Here is a 17,946-nt window from a genome sequence, read left to right on the forward strand (position 1 = left end):
AGCGGGGCTTTTTTCGTATCCGGAGCAACACGTCATCATCCTCGCAAGCGGAGACCTATAAAACAAAAGCCGCCCCCGAAGGAGCGGCTTTCGTTATCATAAGGAGCAATTTCCTTGATTATCCGAAGAAGTGAACCTTCGCAAGGACAATCATCATCACCCAAGAGAGCACGAGGCCAACGAGACCCATCACGACACCGGTAATGGCCATGCCGCGCGTATCGGTGTAACCCGTAGCGTGGGCAAGAGCGTTAGGCGGCGTAGAGATCGGGAGGCTCATACCGAGGGAGCTAGCAAAGGCGACAGACACGAGCAGGGCCGTCACGCCACCGAGGCCAGTCAGGTTACCCTGGCAAGCGATACCCACGGCGCAAAGAATCGGCACGAGCAAGGTAGCGGTAGAAGTGTGGCTCATGAAGTTTGCCATAAAGAGGCAGATCACGCCGCAACCCACCATGAGGGCAACCGGAGACCAGCTTGCAAACGGAATCGTCTTGATCAAGTGAGCGGCAAGGCCCGTAGCGTTGAGGCCCACGCCCAGAGCAAAACCACCAGCCACGAGCCAGAGCACGTCCCAGCTCATTGCGTTCAGGTCTTTCTTGGTAATCACGCCAGTCAAGGCAAACACGGCCATCGGGATCATGGCAATTGCGTTATCGTTAATGCCGTGGACACCCTTACCGGTCACCCACAAAAGCACGCACACCACGAAGGTAATATAGACGATAATGGCCTTGGGGCTGGTATCGAACTTGCCGGCACCTTCGATGTTCAGGACCATTTCCTTCATCTTGATCGGGTAGATCTTGAGGAGCAAGACCCAGGCAACCACCATCAAAATAATCACGTACGGGATACCGAAAGCCATCCACTGGCCGAAGCTCACCTGGTTGGCAACGAGGTCGCCACGGGCAATAGCGTCGTTCAGGGCACCAAGGGCGATAGCGTTAGGAGGCGTACCGATCGGGGTACCCATACCACCGATGTTGGCGCCCAGCGGAATAGCGAGGGCAAAGGCGGCTTTACCGCGGTCATCTTCGTCGAAGAGCTTGAGCACCGGGGCGAGGATGGCGAGCATCATGGCGGCGGTAGCAGTGTTGCTCATGAACATGGAGAACACGGCAGTAATGAGCATGAGGCCGAGGAGCACGAACTTCGGGTTCTTGCCGAAGGGCTTCAGGAGCACGCGGGCAAGGTTCAAGTCCATCTTGTACTTGGTAGCTGCGGCAGCGAGGAAGAAGCCGCCCAAGAAGAGCATGATGATCGGGTTGGCGAAGGTGGCCATGATGGACTTGTGGCTAATCATCGTAACGCCGTCCACGCGGAACGGGGCGAGGGCAGAGTCCGACATGGTGATAATCATGAGCACGATGACGAGCATCGAGGTCGACCAGATCGGGAACGGTTGGAGAATCCAGAAGAGGGCCGCCATCACGAAAACGCCAATCACGCGGATTTCGAGGGGGTTGAGGATTCCCATGGGGCTTGCGGCATCGAATCCGAGGGATTCGTAGGGCAAGAAGAGGGCGACGATGGCGAGCACCGACGCAATGATGAACTTGATGAATTTAGCCTTTGTCATAGTGCGGCCAAATTTAGAAAAAAGCAGCCCTTATGGCAAGATTACGGCATTATTACAAAGGGGGACGAATCCCCCTAACTTCAGCCCCTGCGAGAGCCGGGTCTTTCGTTCCCCCCTCTGCGGGGGCACCCCGCAACGCCCCGTTTTAGCGGGAAATTGCCACTTTACGGACGGCGTGGTGACCGCCTACGGTCACGCGGAGCAGGTACAGGCCCAGTTTCGGGGCTGTAAGTGCGAGCGTGTTGCGGCCTGCCGTCGATTTTGCACTGTAGGTGGCGGCAACCTGGCCATTAAGGCCCACCAGCTGCACCTTGTACAGGGAGCCGGCCAGGTCGCTAGACACGTCGAATCCGACCTGGAGGGCGCCCGATACGCGGTTAAATCGCAGATTTTCCAGCTTGGAGGCAAGGGTCCTCACTTCAGAAGTGGTCACCTGGACCGTCGCCGTGGCCCCCTTGGCCTTGAGCATCACCTTCAGACTATCGCCGGCGGGTACTTCGCGGGTTTCGCCCTCATAAGTCACGTAGACGCGGTAGCCGAGACCCGCGAGGTCCGCAAGTCCCTCGAACTTAAGGTAACCCACGCGGTCGGAACTTGCGGACAGGGCGACCTGCCAGCTGTAACCGTCGGTTTCCGATTTCGGAGCCACCACCGACTTCGCCAGCGCCTTTTCACCAGACACCACCGACAGATTCACATGGTCGCCCATACCCTCCGGCGGTTCAAGCCGTTCTTCGGCCTTCCCTACGCCAAGTACATTCCAGGAATCCCAGTGGCCCTTCATATCCGAAAGCGTCAGCTGCAAGTTCCAATTTTTGCGAGACAGGACTTTTCCCAAGGCGCGCTGTTTAAGGAGTGCCCACTTTTGACTATCAAATTCTGGAGACGCATTAAAGCGCACTTCTTTTTTACGATCCGAAAGCACCCAGATACCCTCGTAAGGACCAATGGCGGTCGCATCCCCATAGCCAGCCTTTTCATTCCATTTCCACATATCAAGCGACTCTTCGCTCAACTCGTCTAAACTGATTGCCCATCCATAGGGGTTAGCCATCATGTTCCAGCCACTATCCAGTTCCCAGACAACCTCTTTCCCCGATTTTGGCGATTCCCCATGTAACATCAGCGAACGGCCTTCCATAGAACTGTACCAATATCCCTGCTGCGGGGTAAATTCGCCATCTCTATACTTCTGGTATTTCCAATATTCACCATAAGACGAACCTTCATCCCACCTGTAGAACAGTGGATCATCGTCCCACACAATCGTTTCAAGGTCCACATCCGAAAGCGAAAGCATCTTCCACTCATCCGGTTCAGCGGCAATTTCAGCATTCACCGTAAACAAGGTATCAAAGGAAACCGTGTTCTGGCCATCATACAGCATCACCTTTACTATATAGCGTCCCGGTTTAAGCGGATACCTTGTCCACACATCATTATAAGGGGTTTTCGTAATCGATTTTACAATCCAGGGATCTTCCAAGGCAACCCCCTGGGTATCTGTCAAGTCAACTTGCAATGTTGCAGAGCGGCGCACATCAAAATTATTAGTTTCAATAGTCATTTGAACGGCATTTCCCGATTGAGCAAATTCATGCCGCACCAGGGCCAGGTCTCCACCCTTTTCCCCATTATTTTCCTTTGTTTCAGAGAAATAAGCCGTCATCGTTGCGTATCTCAAATGATATTCAAACAACGAATCACCATCAAATAAACGAAAACGTTCTTCAAAAACAGGAGTTTGGTATGGATCGCGAGTCACGACAACCAGCGAATCTAGCGCGTAGCCCAAATCGGGTTCGGCATGTACAAGCATCGCTACATCACCAGCATGTATCCCCACCGGCAAGAGCATCGTCGAATCTTTAGCAAAATGGTGGGAATAAGCTTTAACATCACCACGATATTCGTCCACCGCAATTGTACCGTTCTTTGAATTCAAAGCGACTTTAGCATAATGTCCGTTAGCACACTCATCCGCACCCCACCATACCGCATACAAGGTCTTTTCTGCATTAACGTCTTTATAAATCGTTTCACCAGGATGAACCATATGGTAATCATAATCAGGGGCATCTTTATCAAAAGACCACCCAGCAACACAGGCATCGGCCGTATAGATTACAGAAGGCAATTCAACATCTCTCAAGCTATTCGGCACGACAAGGCTATCCGAGATGTCGGAACCCACGCCATAGAACAATTCCTTGTTTGCAGTATTCACATCAAGATAGAGCTTTTCATACGGGACCAATTTTGCCTTCAGGGAAGAATTGCTTGTGCTATATAGGTTATACAAGTCCACTTCTGTATAATTGGAGGCATTTTCTTTAAACACCCCATAAATAACACTCAATTTATTTATCCGCCTTATAAAATCATAATTCGGTGCACCGTTATCTTCTGTATAGAAAGTAAGGCTATGCGATCCACTTTTTGTTTCTTCCAGATTCCCTTTCAAAGAACTTTTGTCCGCATCAGACAATTCATCCCATATTTCATCAAGATCAACTTTAATCTGGTATGCCGTTCTATATGTCGAAATTTTAGGTAGCGCATCCACTTCATTTTCCCAACAGACCGCATCGGGATCGCTACAGTCCTTTGCCCCCGCCGACACAACATTCAGTATATAGGTAAACAAACGCGATTTCATGGCATCGCTATCAATCACGCCGTCATACAACCATTTTTCTTCATTTTTCACATAAATGGCACCATATCCGCCTATATCAAGTACACCTTCGGCATCTAGGCTTACAGAACCATTCAAAACCGCGTTACGGTAATTGTGATAAACTTGGTAAAATTCAACCTGTTGTGTTTTCCATAATTCTGGCGAGACAGCCCCATTGCCACTTTCACCAAGCCAACCAAAAGCCAACCTGGCGTTTACGTCTTTCGAACCATAATGGTAGTTGCCATTAACTTTAATCTTTGCCGCAGAAGGATAAGTTTCAGTAACGCATCCTATTTCATATCCAATATAAAAATGACCACTCGTTTTAGCCTCTATGCCATTCGTCATGGAAGTAAGCAAATTTCCAACAGATGTATTATTATACATTTCCAGCGTTTTGACATTTGCAAGACCAATCATTCCGCCCACATTGCTTGACGTAGCCACCGAAGTTGCAGCGATATTGATGTCACCTTCGGCATGGTTTCCTAAAATTTCTACAATTCCCGCTCCATTTGAAATACCGCCTACACCATAGGCCGCATTAATCATTCCAAGATTCGCATTAGGCGCCGAAATCACATTAGGATTAGTCTTCGGATCAATCGGCTTGATTGTCGATTTTTTTATAGAAAGGGTACTATTGGGAACACCAGCAAGCGACACACTACCCAAAAATCCACCGACATAAAGTTGTTTTTCTACAGCATTGATCTCGGCCTTGACTTGGTTTTCTTCTATGTAGAGATTAACCGGAATATCACTTTCATTCAATCCACCAAAGTAACCGACAAGCCCCCCTATATCCGAACCATTGGCTCCAGCTCCAGTCTTCTTATTCGTTAGGGCAAATTCAACTTCATTTGCCGAAAAGACGACATCACCATGTTTCCATGACACGACTCCAAAAAATCCACCCAGGTAACGGTTTTGATTTGTTCCGTTATAATCACCCGATTTAAGAGACACCTTTGCGCCAGTCACATTCAAATTCTTTGTAGTTCCGTCATTATTAGCAGACACGCTTGCAATCAGCCCACCAACCGTCGAACCGCTCAATTTAGCAGAAATCGATATTCCATCCAAGGGTATTTCCCCCGTCAAATTCGCAAGTGCTGCGATACCGCCGGCATAAAAACAGCCCGTATATATCTCACCCCCGTTTCCCATAATTTCCGAAACAGAATCAGGAATCACCAGGTTCGACACTGTAATATTTGACAATTCTACACGGTTATTCAGCTGTATAGCCACACCTGCAGCATAAGAGGAAGGGCTAGACAGTGTCTTACTCGAAAAATCTTTTATAACTTCTTCGCTTAAAGAAACAAGCACGTTATCTACTTGAATATCAGAAAGCTTTCCGTCTTCTATCATAGTCGCTATAGCCGCCGCGCCCCAACCATACACTTTGGAATTGAGGACCTTCACATTTGAAATCACCGTGTTTTCTTCAACACGATCGGCTACAACTGCAGCTCCCGGAGCTGAGCTTGTTTTGAATTTTGCCATTACGTAAGCGCTATCAAAAGTAAAACTCTCTACGTAAGCATTCTTCAATGTTCCAAAGAACGAAGTGTTCTTATCTTCGGCAATATAGCAGAAGCCCTTAATCGTATTGCCGTTTCCATTGATATGAAGTTGTCCATTAATCAATATTGAACTCAAATCCAATGGAGAGAAATCTTCATTAGCGCACTTTTTTCCCGCTTCAGAATAGCCCCCCAAGTCAATATCTGTTTCGAATTCGATATAAACATCGCCCATCATAGCCAATTGAGCGTTAGACTCAACCGCCGACACAAAGCCATTTTTAAAGGAATTCCACGAATCATAAACATTATAGGTGCTCGTATTCAATTTAGTATCGGAAGTTTCTTGGGCTACCGTACAAAGCACCTCATCGACATCACCGGGAAGAATCTGACACGAATAGCCTATCGGCATCACAGCAGCGAAAGTAAATCCCGACAACAGCAGGATACAAGCATAAACAATTTTTGTTGTTCTCTTCATATACACCTTACACTTTATAAGCAAATAATAACATATTATGTTGTAAATGATTCATTTACATGCGAAAAAAGGCGGGAACGAGTCCCGCCTTTTGACAAGAGTCACACCTTTGTTTAAAATTTCGTGAGTTATCTCACAAGAACCTTACCCGAGAGCTGCTGGCTACCGACCTTGATCTTCACAAAGTACACGCCAGACTTCGGAGCATTCAGGCTGAACTGGTTCGTACCGGCCGTTGCCTTGAAGCTACCCGACGCCACCTTCTTGCCATCGACACCGACCACGGCATAGCTTGCATTTGCGCCAGCCAAGGCATCGGGAGCCGTAAAGCCAAGCTGTAGCGTGCCGCCCGCAAGGGTCGAACCGAAACCGCTGATCTTGGAAGAAGCCACCACCGCATTGCCTGCGGCCACGCGGACTTCCACCTGCGTAGAAGACTTCATCAAGGCCACGTTCAGTGACTGGCCATCACGCAGTTCCTTGGATTCGCCGTCAGATTCCACGAACAGCTTGAGTCCCAACCTGTTCAGTTCGGCGATGCCTTCAAAAGTCAGCTTACCGTCGCGAACCGAGCTTGCGCTCATATCCAAAGTCCAGCGGTATTCATCGGCAACAGCCTTGATGCTCTTGGCAAGCTTAGAGCCCTTCTTGCCATCGGCAAGTACCTCGCGAATGGCCAGCGACACATGGTTGCCCATACCTGCAGGCGGTTCTTCCAGCGATTCTTCAGAACCGGCGCCAAGTACGTTCCAGGAATCCTTCTTGCCAAATTCGTCAGTGAGGGACACCTTCATGCTCCATGCACCAGCAACACCGGCGGCATCCTTATGCAAAGCCTTCTTGTCGGATTCGGCGACAACCTTTTCCTGAATATTGAACACCGGTGCCGCAGGCATTTTCCAGGTTGTCTTCTTGGAGACCTTTGCCCACACGGCTTCGTAAGGGCCAATCACCTTAGGCTTTTCGTATTCTGCGGTAGTCGGGTTCCAGCGCCAGAACGAGACCTTGGCACTATTGCTGGCTTTACCCTTGTTCAGGTCCACATACCAACCGTAGGGGTTTGCCACCAGATTCCAGCCACTGTACAGACTATCCAGTTCCCACTCGATTTCGCTATCCTTAGAACCAGTAGATTCGCGAATCACCAGGGGCTTGCCATCGGCAGTTCCATACCAGAATCCACGAGTGGCTACAGTCTTTTCGCCCGTAAAGGCGCGGTATTGCCAGTAGTCGCCCACCGGGTTCTGTTCATCCCACCAATACAAGGTGGCATCGTCCGTCTTATAGCTATGCTTGTCGAAGGCGGACAGCGAAACCATTTGCCAGCTACCCGGAGCAGTCGTAATTTCAGATGCCACTTCGAAGGAACCTACGTATTTGTCGTTCTGCACCTTGTCACCCACCGTCAAAGTCACCACGAACTCGCCAATGGGAGCCGGAGTCATTTCCCATACGCCGCCCTTCACCACGGACTTGGAGATGACCGTATCCACTATAATGCCATTTTCACCAGTTACCACCACGCGAGCGGTCATAGTCGTATCCGCATTTTCGGTATCGAAGGTCAGCAATACTGCGTTGCCGGACTGTTCAATCGTCGGCTTCACGATCTTGATAGTGCCACGAGCGCTGCTGGAGCTTTCGGGCTCGCTGGAGCTAGAAATTTCGACAGAGCTCGAAGAAACCTCAGAACTGGAGGATTCAGGAATCTTTTCATAAAGCGCGTTAACCACCGTATTACTCGTAATGTTATCGAACTTGGCAGGAACCCAGCGTACAAAGGTATAACCTTTATGCACCGGAGCCTCGGGGGCTACGGCAGCAGCACCATATTCCACCAACTGGATTTCTCCAATCTGGGTACCGTCTTCGTCAACAAACACCACTTCGTACTTGACCTTGACCGAGTCGTAAACAGCCGTATAGATGGCATCACCCTTCACCTTGGTCACTTCAGGAGTCCAACCCTTGAATTCATAGCGGTACTCAGGAGTCGGCGCACGCTTGATGTCAACCGGTTTCGATACCGGGGAATCATAAAAGACGGAATCGGCCCAGATACGATGACCATCATAATCCTTGAATTCAATCCAGTACTTGTTGGGCGAATACTTTGCATGGACAGTCAGATTCTTGGTAACCTTGACATAAGTCGAATCATCCCAGCCGGCAAAGGTATAGCCCGTACGTTCCGGATCATCCGGAGCCACAGCCGATTCCAAGTACTTCACCGTCTGCACGTCTTTGAGAGGCCTATCGTCATAATCAAAGAACTTGACCGTATAAGAATTAATGTCGTAGATTGCAGGCACCGTAATATCGTCTACAATATCATCAAACTGCTTTTCCCATTTTCCAGAGAAAGTATAGCCTTCGATTTTAGGCATTTCGGATGCCAACGGAGCAGTGGCACTGCCATGTTCCACCACAGATTCCTGTTTAATCCTTTCGCCATTCATGTCAACAAAGGTAACGATGTACTTGGTCACCCCAGGAACAACCGGATCTACAGGGTCGTCACCATCAGCGACAAAGAACGGAAGGTCATTGTTGGTTCCCTTCGCAAAGTTCCAGGCGTAATCTTCAGCATCGCTATAGGCGGCATTCAAGATTCCTGCGAACTTGGAAGATTTCATGGTCAATGTCAATTCGGTACCGTTCTTCTGGTTTTCCGAATAACTAGACTTGTCGCCACTTCTTATGACATAGGATATGCTGTCATCGTTAAGCCAGCCATTTGTAATAACATCCGTGTTCAAATACCCGAAGGGCTTCGATGCATACATAGCATCGCCTTCGCCATAGTGGTAAATGGACTTGATGCGATAGTTCTTGTTCAATTGAGCCTTGCCGACCAGGTAACCCACATTTTTCTCGTAGGCATTGTTGGCTGTCGCCAAGATATCGCCAATGCTATAGATATTGCGCAGGTTCATCTTGACTTCGTTTGCATTGGACAAGCCCACCAAGCCGCCCACGAACAGGGAATTGCCGGCATGGTTTCCGATGACACTGATTTCTCCCAGTACGGCAACACGATTCATCAGGCTAATTTCGTTACAGACGCCACACACGCCTCCGATATTGGCGACCTGCGGGTTCGTAGTGCTCACCGCACCCGCTTCCATGGCCCTATAGGAAATCAGTTTGGAATTGCTGGCATAGACTTCTTCGAAAACCAGGGACTTGCCCCCTTCGGCCTTGGTAAAGCCACCAAGGATACCACCTATAAACACATTGTTAAGGCTGTCTTCTACCACAATCGAACCATTGTAGTACAGGTTAGACAAAGTCGCCGACTTGCTCGCCACGGCAATGCTTGCAAAACCGATTACACCGCCTACGTACACCGTATCGCGGGAAGGCGCGTTGTTGGAAGTTTTTCCGGCATCCAGCGCCGTCTTGACCTTCGATGTAATCTTGACCGAAGACGTATCGTTTGCAAGGCCGAAATCCTTGGCCTGGGCAAGGCATGCAGAACCGACCACACCACCTAAATAGGCGTCGCTGTGAAGCCCAGGCACTTCGGTACCCGATGCAGAAAGGGCAATGGAACCCGTCGTTCTTACGCCAGTCACGCTCAACAGGTCCTTGCCATTATTGCTACCCTGCACGCAAGAGCTTCCATAGCCCACAATACCGCCGGCATAATACTGGTATTTTCCGGCCACCTTCAAGGAATCCGCGACATCGATATTGGACACGCTATTCGTAATGCGAACTGAAGTTCCAGGGCCAATAGAATCATAACCGACGATACCGCCCACGGCAATCACACCGGTAGACGCGGCATCATAGATTTTTCCGTCAAAGCTGCTATTCGTCGTCACAAAATTTCCGGCCGAGGCGCTATTATAGTCCCGAGGCACATACAGGGCGCCAAAAAGGCCGCCCATGGATGATCCGCCCGAAATCTTGGTGGCAACAACTTCGCCGCCATCTTTGTACTTTGTAAAGACCTTCAGGTTCTCGTCTGTACCGCCAATGGTCTGGTAAAAGCCGGCAATGCCACCCAGGGCAGACCTATGGCCCGTTGCATAATCATGAACCTCCACCTTTACGGAGTCATCAATAAAGATTGGATCTTCTTCATGCTCGGTACGGATAGCCACACCGGCAATACCACCCAGGAACACCTTATGTTCAGGCACCTGGGACATTTCCTTTGAACCGGCATACCCGCTGGCAATAGAGGTCTTATTCGTTATATAGATGTCGTCATCGCCCGAAATGCGCTTGAGCGTAGAATTACGAACAAGCCCCACCAAGCCACCGGCAAAAGGAGCCTGGATCGAATCATTTGCAAGGGTTACGCCATCGATAGTCACCATATTGACGGCCCCCACAAAGGCACCCACGGGGTAATAGTCGGCACCATCGGTACTTTCGCCATCAATGTAGATACGCACGCCATTGATATTCACATTCGTCAAGGACACATTCTCGGCTTTTTTGAAGAAGCCCACCGGAGACTGCATAGGAGATTTATCCGAAACCGTAGCAGCATAGCAAAGGTGCTTGATCGTAAAGCCATTGCCATTAAACGAGGTGCTATCCATCATGGGGAGCGGCACATGGTTGACCTTACATTCTCCGACTTTCGTATCTGCGGCAAATTCCTTCAAGTCGATATTGGACCACAATTCCAGAGGGACACCTTTCTTACCCTCAGCGGAAACCCAGAATTCATCGAGCATCGAGGCCAAGTTCGCAGGGGTATCTTCTACAGACGCCAAACATTCGCCCACCGCCTTAAACGACTTCACGGGCTGCGAGCCCATGAACCCCATTCCCATATTGTAGGTGGTAATATAATAGCCGATATTGTGAGAAGCATCCGCAGTGTATTCCTGCCCATTGTATTCCAAAGTCCAGTCCGTACTGGTGCATGGCTTGGGCCCCTGGCTAAGCACCACGGTAGTCGTAGTCGTGCTACCGAAGATTTGAGGCTGAGCTTGGACAAAGGTAAACAAGTTATAATAGGAGGCCGGAGTCTCGTCCCCGGGTAAGGCAAAACCCATGCCGCCATACGCCAGCATGGTAAACAAAAATAAACCGATTTTTGCTTTCATATAACCCTCTTACTATCTTCTATGTGTAAAAATACCTTAAAATTCACGAAAAAGATAGGGGGTGCCCTTCAAAAACCTCGCCACTGTGACCTGGAACAAATCGCCCACGCCAGGCACACTACGGCGCCTTTTCGGAAAAACACGTAATTCATTAACCATCAACGAGTTAAGAAAACGCATTTCGTGTAAATTATTTCACTTTTTCTGGTTTAACCCCTTGACGGACTCTAAAACTATGTTATATTTAGGTTACAATTATTTTATAAGGAGACCTCCAATGTTTAAGAAAATCGCACTCGTAGCAGCTCTCGCAGCTACAGCTTCTTTTGCAACCTGGGACAAGTTCCCGGTTCTCGAAAACCACAAGGGCCAGGCCGCAGTCGGCATCAGTGACATCATGCAGGACAAGATGAACCAGCTCAGCCTCGGCGCTAAGGCTCGTTACACTGTTGCCCCGAACTTGGAACTCGGTTTGGAAATTCCTTTCGTCATCTTCACTCACTGGGATGGAGAAGACGTTGAAGATGCCAATGGTCTTGCAGACATTCCCCTCATGGTTCGCTACCAGTTCATGCCGAACGTGAGCGCTTTCTTGGACATTTCTTTGCCCACTTGTAACGAAGACCTCTGCGGCGAAGACGGCCCGGTCGGTTTCCACTTCGGTGCTCAGTATTCTCAGAACTTCGGCATGGTGAACTTCGGTTCTGAACTCGGTCTCGCTATCGAAACCAAGGGCGACGACAAGACCACTCCGCCTTGGGAATTGAACCTGGGCGTTGAAGGCGACTTCGCCATCAATCCGATGCTCACCCCGTACGTTGGTCTCGACCTCGCTATGCTCCTCGGTAAGTACACCGTCGATGGCGAAAATATGGGCGACAGCCACACTGGCGACCTCGGAATTGGACCGTACCTCGGCCTCGGCATCGCTTTCAACCCGATGATTACTCTTGACCTCTGCGCTCAGTTCATCCTCGGTAAGGACTACCTGAAGGCTACGACCCAGAGTGATGAAATGGTCACCGCTCTCGGCGCCACCCTTTTCATCAATTTCTAATCGAAATTGCAAACTTTTGCAAACGGATACCCCAGATTCCTGGGGTATCTTTTTTTTACATCCCTAGCCCAACGACTTTTACTAGATTTAAAGCCAAAACTTACTCAAGGAGTCTGGAATGTTTAAAAAAATCGCTCTCGCAGCGGCCCTTGTTTCTAGCGCCGCTTTCGCAACCTGGGACTACTACCCCGTTCTCGATGCAGGCAAGGGTTCTGTCAAAGGCAATCTCTACTATGACTGGGACCACGACTGGTCTCAGGCGGGCCTCGGCATCGGTGTTCGCTACAGCATTATCCCAGGTCTCGAAGTCGCCCTGCAGGATTGGGGTTACCAGTTCTGGGGCGAAACAGACTGCAGCGGATGCGCAAACGGCGGTGACGGCCTTCGCGACTTGACCATTGGCGCCCGCTACCAGTTTGACCCCATGTTCAACATGTTCCTGGATTTCCATCTGCCCGTCGGAAACGACGATTATGACGGCCCGGGAACCACCTATCCTTCAACTGACGAAATTGCCCTCTATTTAGGCGGCCAGTTCAGTATGCAGGTGAAGGATGCCCCGGGCCTCAAGTTCGGTACCGAAGCAGGCATCGACTGGGGCTTTGAACACGACAACTGGGAACGCGGCTTGGATATTATCCTTGGTGGCGAAATCGCATACACCATTCCTAACGTCGGTGTCACCCCGTTCTTCGGTCTCCAACTCAAGTACCGTCTTACCGAAAGCGAAGCCGAAGGTGGCGACGGCAACAAATACGGTCAAAACGACGACGGCAACAAGCAAGTCAATCTCTGGCTCGGCGCAGATTACTTCGTGATTCCGAACCAGCTTGATGTGTGGGCCAAGTTGATTGTTCGCAGCGGCAAGATCGGTGGCGACGCTACCGGCCTCAACGTCGGTGCAGAATTCTTCTTCTAAAGAGAACGTCACTGCGAGCCTCTAAAAGGGGGCGAAGCAATCCACAAAAATTGAGCCGCGCAGTTAGCGCGGCTTCTTTTTATTTGCGGTCACCCTGGAGCTAACGGCTCCGGGGACCATACATTTCTGTATGGATCCTCGCATAGGCGAGGGACGTTTCGTGTTACTTCACGTCGTATTCGGGAATCGGGAGGGATTCTCCGGCCTTCATGGCCTTGTCGAGTGCGGCGGACTTTGCCGGATCCAGCCACCAGTAAACGGGGATAGCGTCTTCACGATTGAAACGGTCCAGCACCTTTTCAGGCATTCCGTAGCGGTTCCAGTAAAGAACGCGGTGATGGTCGCATTGCCACATCAGCACGTAGGGCACGATTTCAGAGAGGCGGTTATCCAGCGCCTTCAAGATTTCGTTGCGCTTCGCCAAGTCGAATTCCGTCTTCTGCAAGTTGATGAGGCTATCCACCACCTTATCCTGCACGCCGGCGAGATTGTTCGTTCCCTTCTGCAGTGCGGTTGCCGAAGACCAGCTTGCTTCCGGATCGCGGAGGCGGCCTGCGCCCCAGTTCACCCAGTAAAGGTCAAAGTCTGCATCGTCCAAACGCTTGCGAAGCGTGCTCTGGCTCATCTGTTCGATGGTTGCCACCACGCCCACCTTCTTCAAATCTTCCTGGAACAGCGTGAGGTGGCGCAGGTCTTCTTGGCTCGTGATGAAGTTGATGGCGAAGGGCTTGCCGTCTTTTTCGAGGACACCCTGAGCGTTCACCTTGTAGCCAGCTTCTGCAAAGAGGGCACGGGCGCTGTCGGGGTTAAAGGTATAAAGCGGAGCGGTCGGGTTCTGGTTGCCTTCCCACAAATCCGGGTAGTAGCTGTTCAGCAAGAAGTACTGGCCGAACATGTACTTTTCGTTCATGGCTTCGCGGTTCAAAAGCATGCTGAGAGCGCGGCGGACGCGAACATCCTGGAACTGGGGCTTACGCAAGTTGATGGCCATGCCCTGGAAACCGATGGGTTCCTTGTTGAAGATGCGCTGCTTTACTGCCCAACCCTTCTTTACAGCATCGAAGTCGGTTTGCTTCATCCAGATGCTGCTGGTGTAGATGGCGTAGGCGTTGAAGTCCTGCTTCTTGAAAGCTTCGAGCGCCTTCGTCTGGTCGTTCATGAATCGATAGCGGATCTTTTCGAAGTTGTACTTACCGCGGTTCCAGTTCTTCTTGAAGCCCCACCAGTCAGCACGGCGGGCCAGTTCCACATAGCGGTCTTCACGGAAGGTCTTGATTTTGTACGGGCCAGAGACCACCGGAAATTCGTAGCGGATCTGATTGAAATCCTTGCCTGCCCATACATGCTTCGGGAAGGCGAGCATGCCCGCGGCTTCCCAGAAGTTACCCCAGTGGGATTCCTTCGCGGTCATCTTGACGGTCAGGCTATCCACCACCTCGGGGCGGTCAAAGCGGCTAAGCCCGACCTTGAAAATCGGCGTGAGGTTTTTCTCGTCCATGATGACGTCGTAGTAGAACTGCACGTCTTCAGCTGTAACTTGTTTGCCGTCGCTCCACTTGGCGCGGGGGTCCACATGGAAGGTAAACGTCTTGCCGTCTTCGCTCACACTCCAACTGTCTGCGAGGATACCCACTTCGCGGTCTTCGGTAGAATGCAGACTCACTAGAGGTTCGAACATCATGCCCATGAGTTCGGCCGAGAAGCTATTGTAATCTTCCCACATGTTGAATGACTTGGGCATGGCAGAGCCCCACAAAGTAATGGTTCCGCAGGGGCGGGCATCCTTGGAGGCAATCGGGTCGAATTCGCCCGTGGCTTCAGGATCCTGCGGCAGTTCCGGACAGTTCAAGTCTGCACTTTTAGAGCCTGCGCTCTTAGAGGCGCCAGACTCATTGCAAGCGGTAAGAGAAAAAGCCATCAGGGCAGCAGACACAAGCGCTGCACCGTAAAACTTCAATTGTTTATTCTTCATTTTCAATCTCGCGGATTATTCAATTACTTCTCAAATATATAAAATGCCCAAGAAACGTCATTGCACAAAGTGCATGACTGCGCCGGTCCTGCAAAGCATGCGCAAGCACCTGCTTTGATGACCTAGAAACGTCATTGCGAGGCCCCTGTCAAGGGACGAAGCAATCCACAAGTCAAATTACTTTATCGGTAACAATGCGCCACTCGCCCGGCTTTAAGTCACCCAGCGGAATGTTGCCGATTTGCACACGAATCAAGCGCAGGGTCGGGAACCCCACCGCCGCCGTCATGTGACGCACCTGGCGGTTCTTGCCTTCAATGAGGGTGAGGCGCACCCAACTGGTAGGAATGTTCGCACGGAATCGCACAGGCGGATTGCGAGGCCAAAGCCAGTCCGGTTCTTCAGCAATCTCGGCCTTACAGGGTTTGGTATGATAACCCTTGATATCCACACCCTTGGCGAGCTTGCGGACAGCCTCTTCGGTAATTTGTCCATCGACTTGCGCCAGGTATGTACGCGGATGTTCAAATTTGGGGTCCAAAAGCTTCTTGATGAGTTTGCCATTATCCGTCAACAAGAGTGCCCCCTCGCTGTCATGATCGAGGCGCCCCGCCGCATACACTCCCGGCGGGAACCCGAAGGTATCGAGCGCCGGGTGCCCCGACTCCGGCGTAAACTGGCTTAAAACGCCAAAAGGCTTGTTGAACAAGATCACTGTAGACATCAACGAGAAAGGTAGAAATCCAACGTCATTGCGAGGAGTCAAAGCGACAAAGCAATCCATATAAACAGTTGTATATCGCTACGCTCGCAATGACGAAATCAACAAGCCCATTTGAATCTTAAATTGTGACACTTTACTATATTATCTCGTATGAAAATTCTTGTTACAGGTGCAGCAGGTTTTATTGGCTCCAAGCTCATGTTCATGCTCGCAGAACGCGGCGATGAAGTGGTGGGCCTAGACAACATCAACGACTATTATGATGTACGCCTCAAGTACGGGCGACTCCGCGAAGGCGGAATCGAACAGCCCGGCGACAACTTCACCTACGGCGCCCTGGTGCAGAGCACCAAGTACAAGAACTGCCGCTTTGTCAAGATGAGCATCGACGACAAGGAACCCTTGGACAAGCTCTTTGCCGAAGAAAAGTTCGACAAGGTCGTGAACCTCGCCGCCCAAGCAGGCGTGCGCTATTCTATCACGAACCCCTACGCCTACCTGCAAAGCAACCTGGTCGGATTCCTGAACATTCTGGAAGCCTGCCGCCATAATGAAATCAAGTACCTAGTGTTCGCATCGTCCAGCTCCGTGTACGGCCTCAACAGCAAAGTGCCCTACAACGAAGACGACCAGGTGGACAATCCTGTGAGCCTGTACGCTGCCACCAAGAAGAGTAACGAACTCATGGCCCACAGCTACAGCAAGCTTTACAATCTGCCCGTCGCGGGTCTACGGTTCTTCACCGTATACGGTCCGTGGGGACGTCCCGACATGTCGCCCATGCTCTTCGCCCGAGCCATCTCCAAGGGCGAGCCCATCAAGGTATTCAACAACGGCGACATGATCCGCGACTTTACTTATATCGATGATATCGCCGAAGGCACCATCCATACGCTGGACCATGTGCCCGATGCCGCCAAGTGCCCCAACAACGTGCCCTACAAGATTTACAACATCGGCTGCAGCCACCCCGTAAAGCTCATGGATTTCATTGCCGAAATCGAAAACGCTTACGGCGAGCCTGCCAAGAAGAACTTCTTGCCCATGCAGCCCGGTGACGTTTACCAGACTAACGCCGATACCACCAAACTTGAAACCGAGTGTGGCTACAAGCCCCACTGGAGCCTGCACGATGGCATCGGCGAATTCATGAAGTGGTACAAGAGCGACAAGAATCCGCTCAGATAACAATTTTTACGGAGGAAACAAAATGAAAAAGATCTCCCGCATTATTGCAGGTTCCCTGCTCGCCACCGGCATCTCATTTGCGCAAGTCCAAATGGGTGGACATGCAGCAGTAAACTTCAGCACCCTCTGGGGCGACGGAGCCAAGGACTTCGAAATTCCTTGGAGCCTTGGCGCTGCCGTGGGCGCCGCCGCAAAGGTTACCGTAAACGAAAAGATCTCCGTTGTTCCCGAGCTCAACGTTGACTGGCGTCGTCAAACGAACGACGAAATCAAATGGAACACCTGGGCTATCGAATTACCGGTTCTCGCCCGCTTCAACGCATTGCCTCAAATGTACTTCGAAGCTGGCCCACAGTTTGCATTTCTCCTGAGTTCCAAAATTGAACAAGACTTCGACAACTATGTTGAAACAACCGATCTCGGCAAGAAAGACGCTCTCAAAGTCTTCGAAATCGGCATCGATGTCGGCATCGGCTGCCCGGTCACCCCCAATTTAGACCTCAGCATTCGCTACGGAGTGGGCCTGACCTCTATCGTCGACGGCAAAAAGTTTGAAGACGACGACCAGGCATTCAGGAACATGCAGATCCAAGTCAGCGGAATTTACTGGTTCATGTAATTTTAACCGCCTGGAAAACTTCACAGAACTCAAATCACGGCAAACATCTTTATAAAACAAAACACCGGTCCTAGAAAGGACCGGTGTTTTTTGCATAAAAACGCAACTTATTAT

At 50.6% G+C, this 17,946-nt stretch carries 9 protein-coding genes; 4 read left to right on the top strand and 5 right to left on the bottom strand.

Annotated features, from left to right (window positions below; translation table 11 throughout):
• Positions 1-118 precede the first annotated feature (118 nt).
• The 3 genes from ACJMNB_RS10485 to ACJMNB_RS10495 form a co-directional block, all read right to left on the bottom strand.
• Positions 119-1,582: an SLC13 family permease gene (locus tag ACJMNB_RS10485; protein ID WP_405342197.1), complete on the bottom strand. Its 1,464-nt coding sequence runs from the start codon at positions 1,580-1,582 to the stop codon at positions 119-121.
• A gap of 145 nt (positions 1,583-1,727) precedes the next feature.
• Positions 1,728-6,281: a hypothetical protein gene (locus tag ACJMNB_RS10490; RefSeq protein ID WP_405342199.1), complete on the bottom strand. Its 4,554-nt coding sequence runs from the start codon at positions 6,279-6,281 to the stop codon at positions 1,728-1,730.
• 128 nt (positions 6,282-6,409) lie between these two features.
• Positions 6,410-11,353: an InlB B-repeat-containing protein gene (locus tag ACJMNB_RS10495; protein ID WP_405342201.1), complete on the bottom strand. Its 4,944-nt coding sequence runs from the start codon at positions 11,351-11,353 to the stop codon at positions 6,410-6,412.
• A gap of 277 nt (positions 11,354-11,630) precedes the next feature.
• Here ACJMNB_RS10495 and ACJMNB_RS10500 point away from each other — a divergent pair, with 277 nt between their 5' ends.
• Both ACJMNB_RS10500 and ACJMNB_RS10505 read left to right on the top strand, forming a co-directional pair.
• Positions 11,631-12,410: a transporter gene (locus ACJMNB_RS10500; protein ID WP_405342203.1), complete on the top strand. Its 780-nt coding sequence runs from the start codon at positions 11,631-11,633 to the stop codon at positions 12,408-12,410.
• Positions 12,411-12,528: 118 nt separating this feature from the next.
• Positions 12,529-13,329, top strand: coding sequence for a hypothetical protein (locus ACJMNB_RS10505; protein ID WP_405342205.1), 801 nt, complete (start codon positions 12,529-12,531; stop codon positions 13,327-13,329).
• 163 nt (positions 13,330-13,492) lie between these two features.
• Here ACJMNB_RS10505 and ACJMNB_RS10510 read toward each other — a convergent pair whose 3' ends face one another.
• Both ACJMNB_RS10510 and ACJMNB_RS10515 read right to left on the bottom strand, forming a co-directional pair.
• Positions 13,493-15,301 (bottom strand): extracellular solute-binding protein, encoded by a 1,809-nt coding sequence (locus ACJMNB_RS10510; RefSeq protein WP_405342207.1) that lies wholly within the window; start codon positions 15,299-15,301, stop codon positions 13,493-13,495.
• Between the two features lie 172 nt (positions 15,302-15,473).
• Positions 15,474-16,025 (bottom strand): pseudouridine synthase, encoded by a 552-nt coding sequence (locus ACJMNB_RS10515; protein ID WP_405342209.1) that lies wholly within the window; start codon positions 16,023-16,025, stop codon positions 15,474-15,476.
• 150 nt (positions 16,026-16,175) lie between these two features.
• On the opposite strand from ACJMNB_RS10515, the gene ACJMNB_RS10520 reads away from it, so the two are divergent.
• Positions 16,176-17,213 carry an NAD-dependent epimerase/dehydratase family protein gene (locus tag ACJMNB_RS10520; protein WP_405342211.1) on the top strand — a complete coding sequence of 346 codons (1,038 nt, stop codon included), beginning with the start codon at positions 16,176-16,178 and terminating at the stop codon, positions 17,211-17,213.
• A gap of 22 nt (positions 17,214-17,235) precedes the next feature.
• Positions 17,236-17,832, top strand: a complete 597-nt coding sequence (locus ACJMNB_RS10525) for a porin family protein (protein WP_405342213.1) — start codon at positions 17,236-17,238, stop codon at positions 17,830-17,832.
• Positions 17,833-17,946 lie beyond the last annotated feature (114 nt).

It is taken from the genome of Fibrobacter sp. (assembly GCF_045131395.1).
Taxonomy (GTDB): Bacteria; Fibrobacterota; Fibrobacteria; order Fibrobacterales; family Fibrobacteraceae; genus Fibrobacter.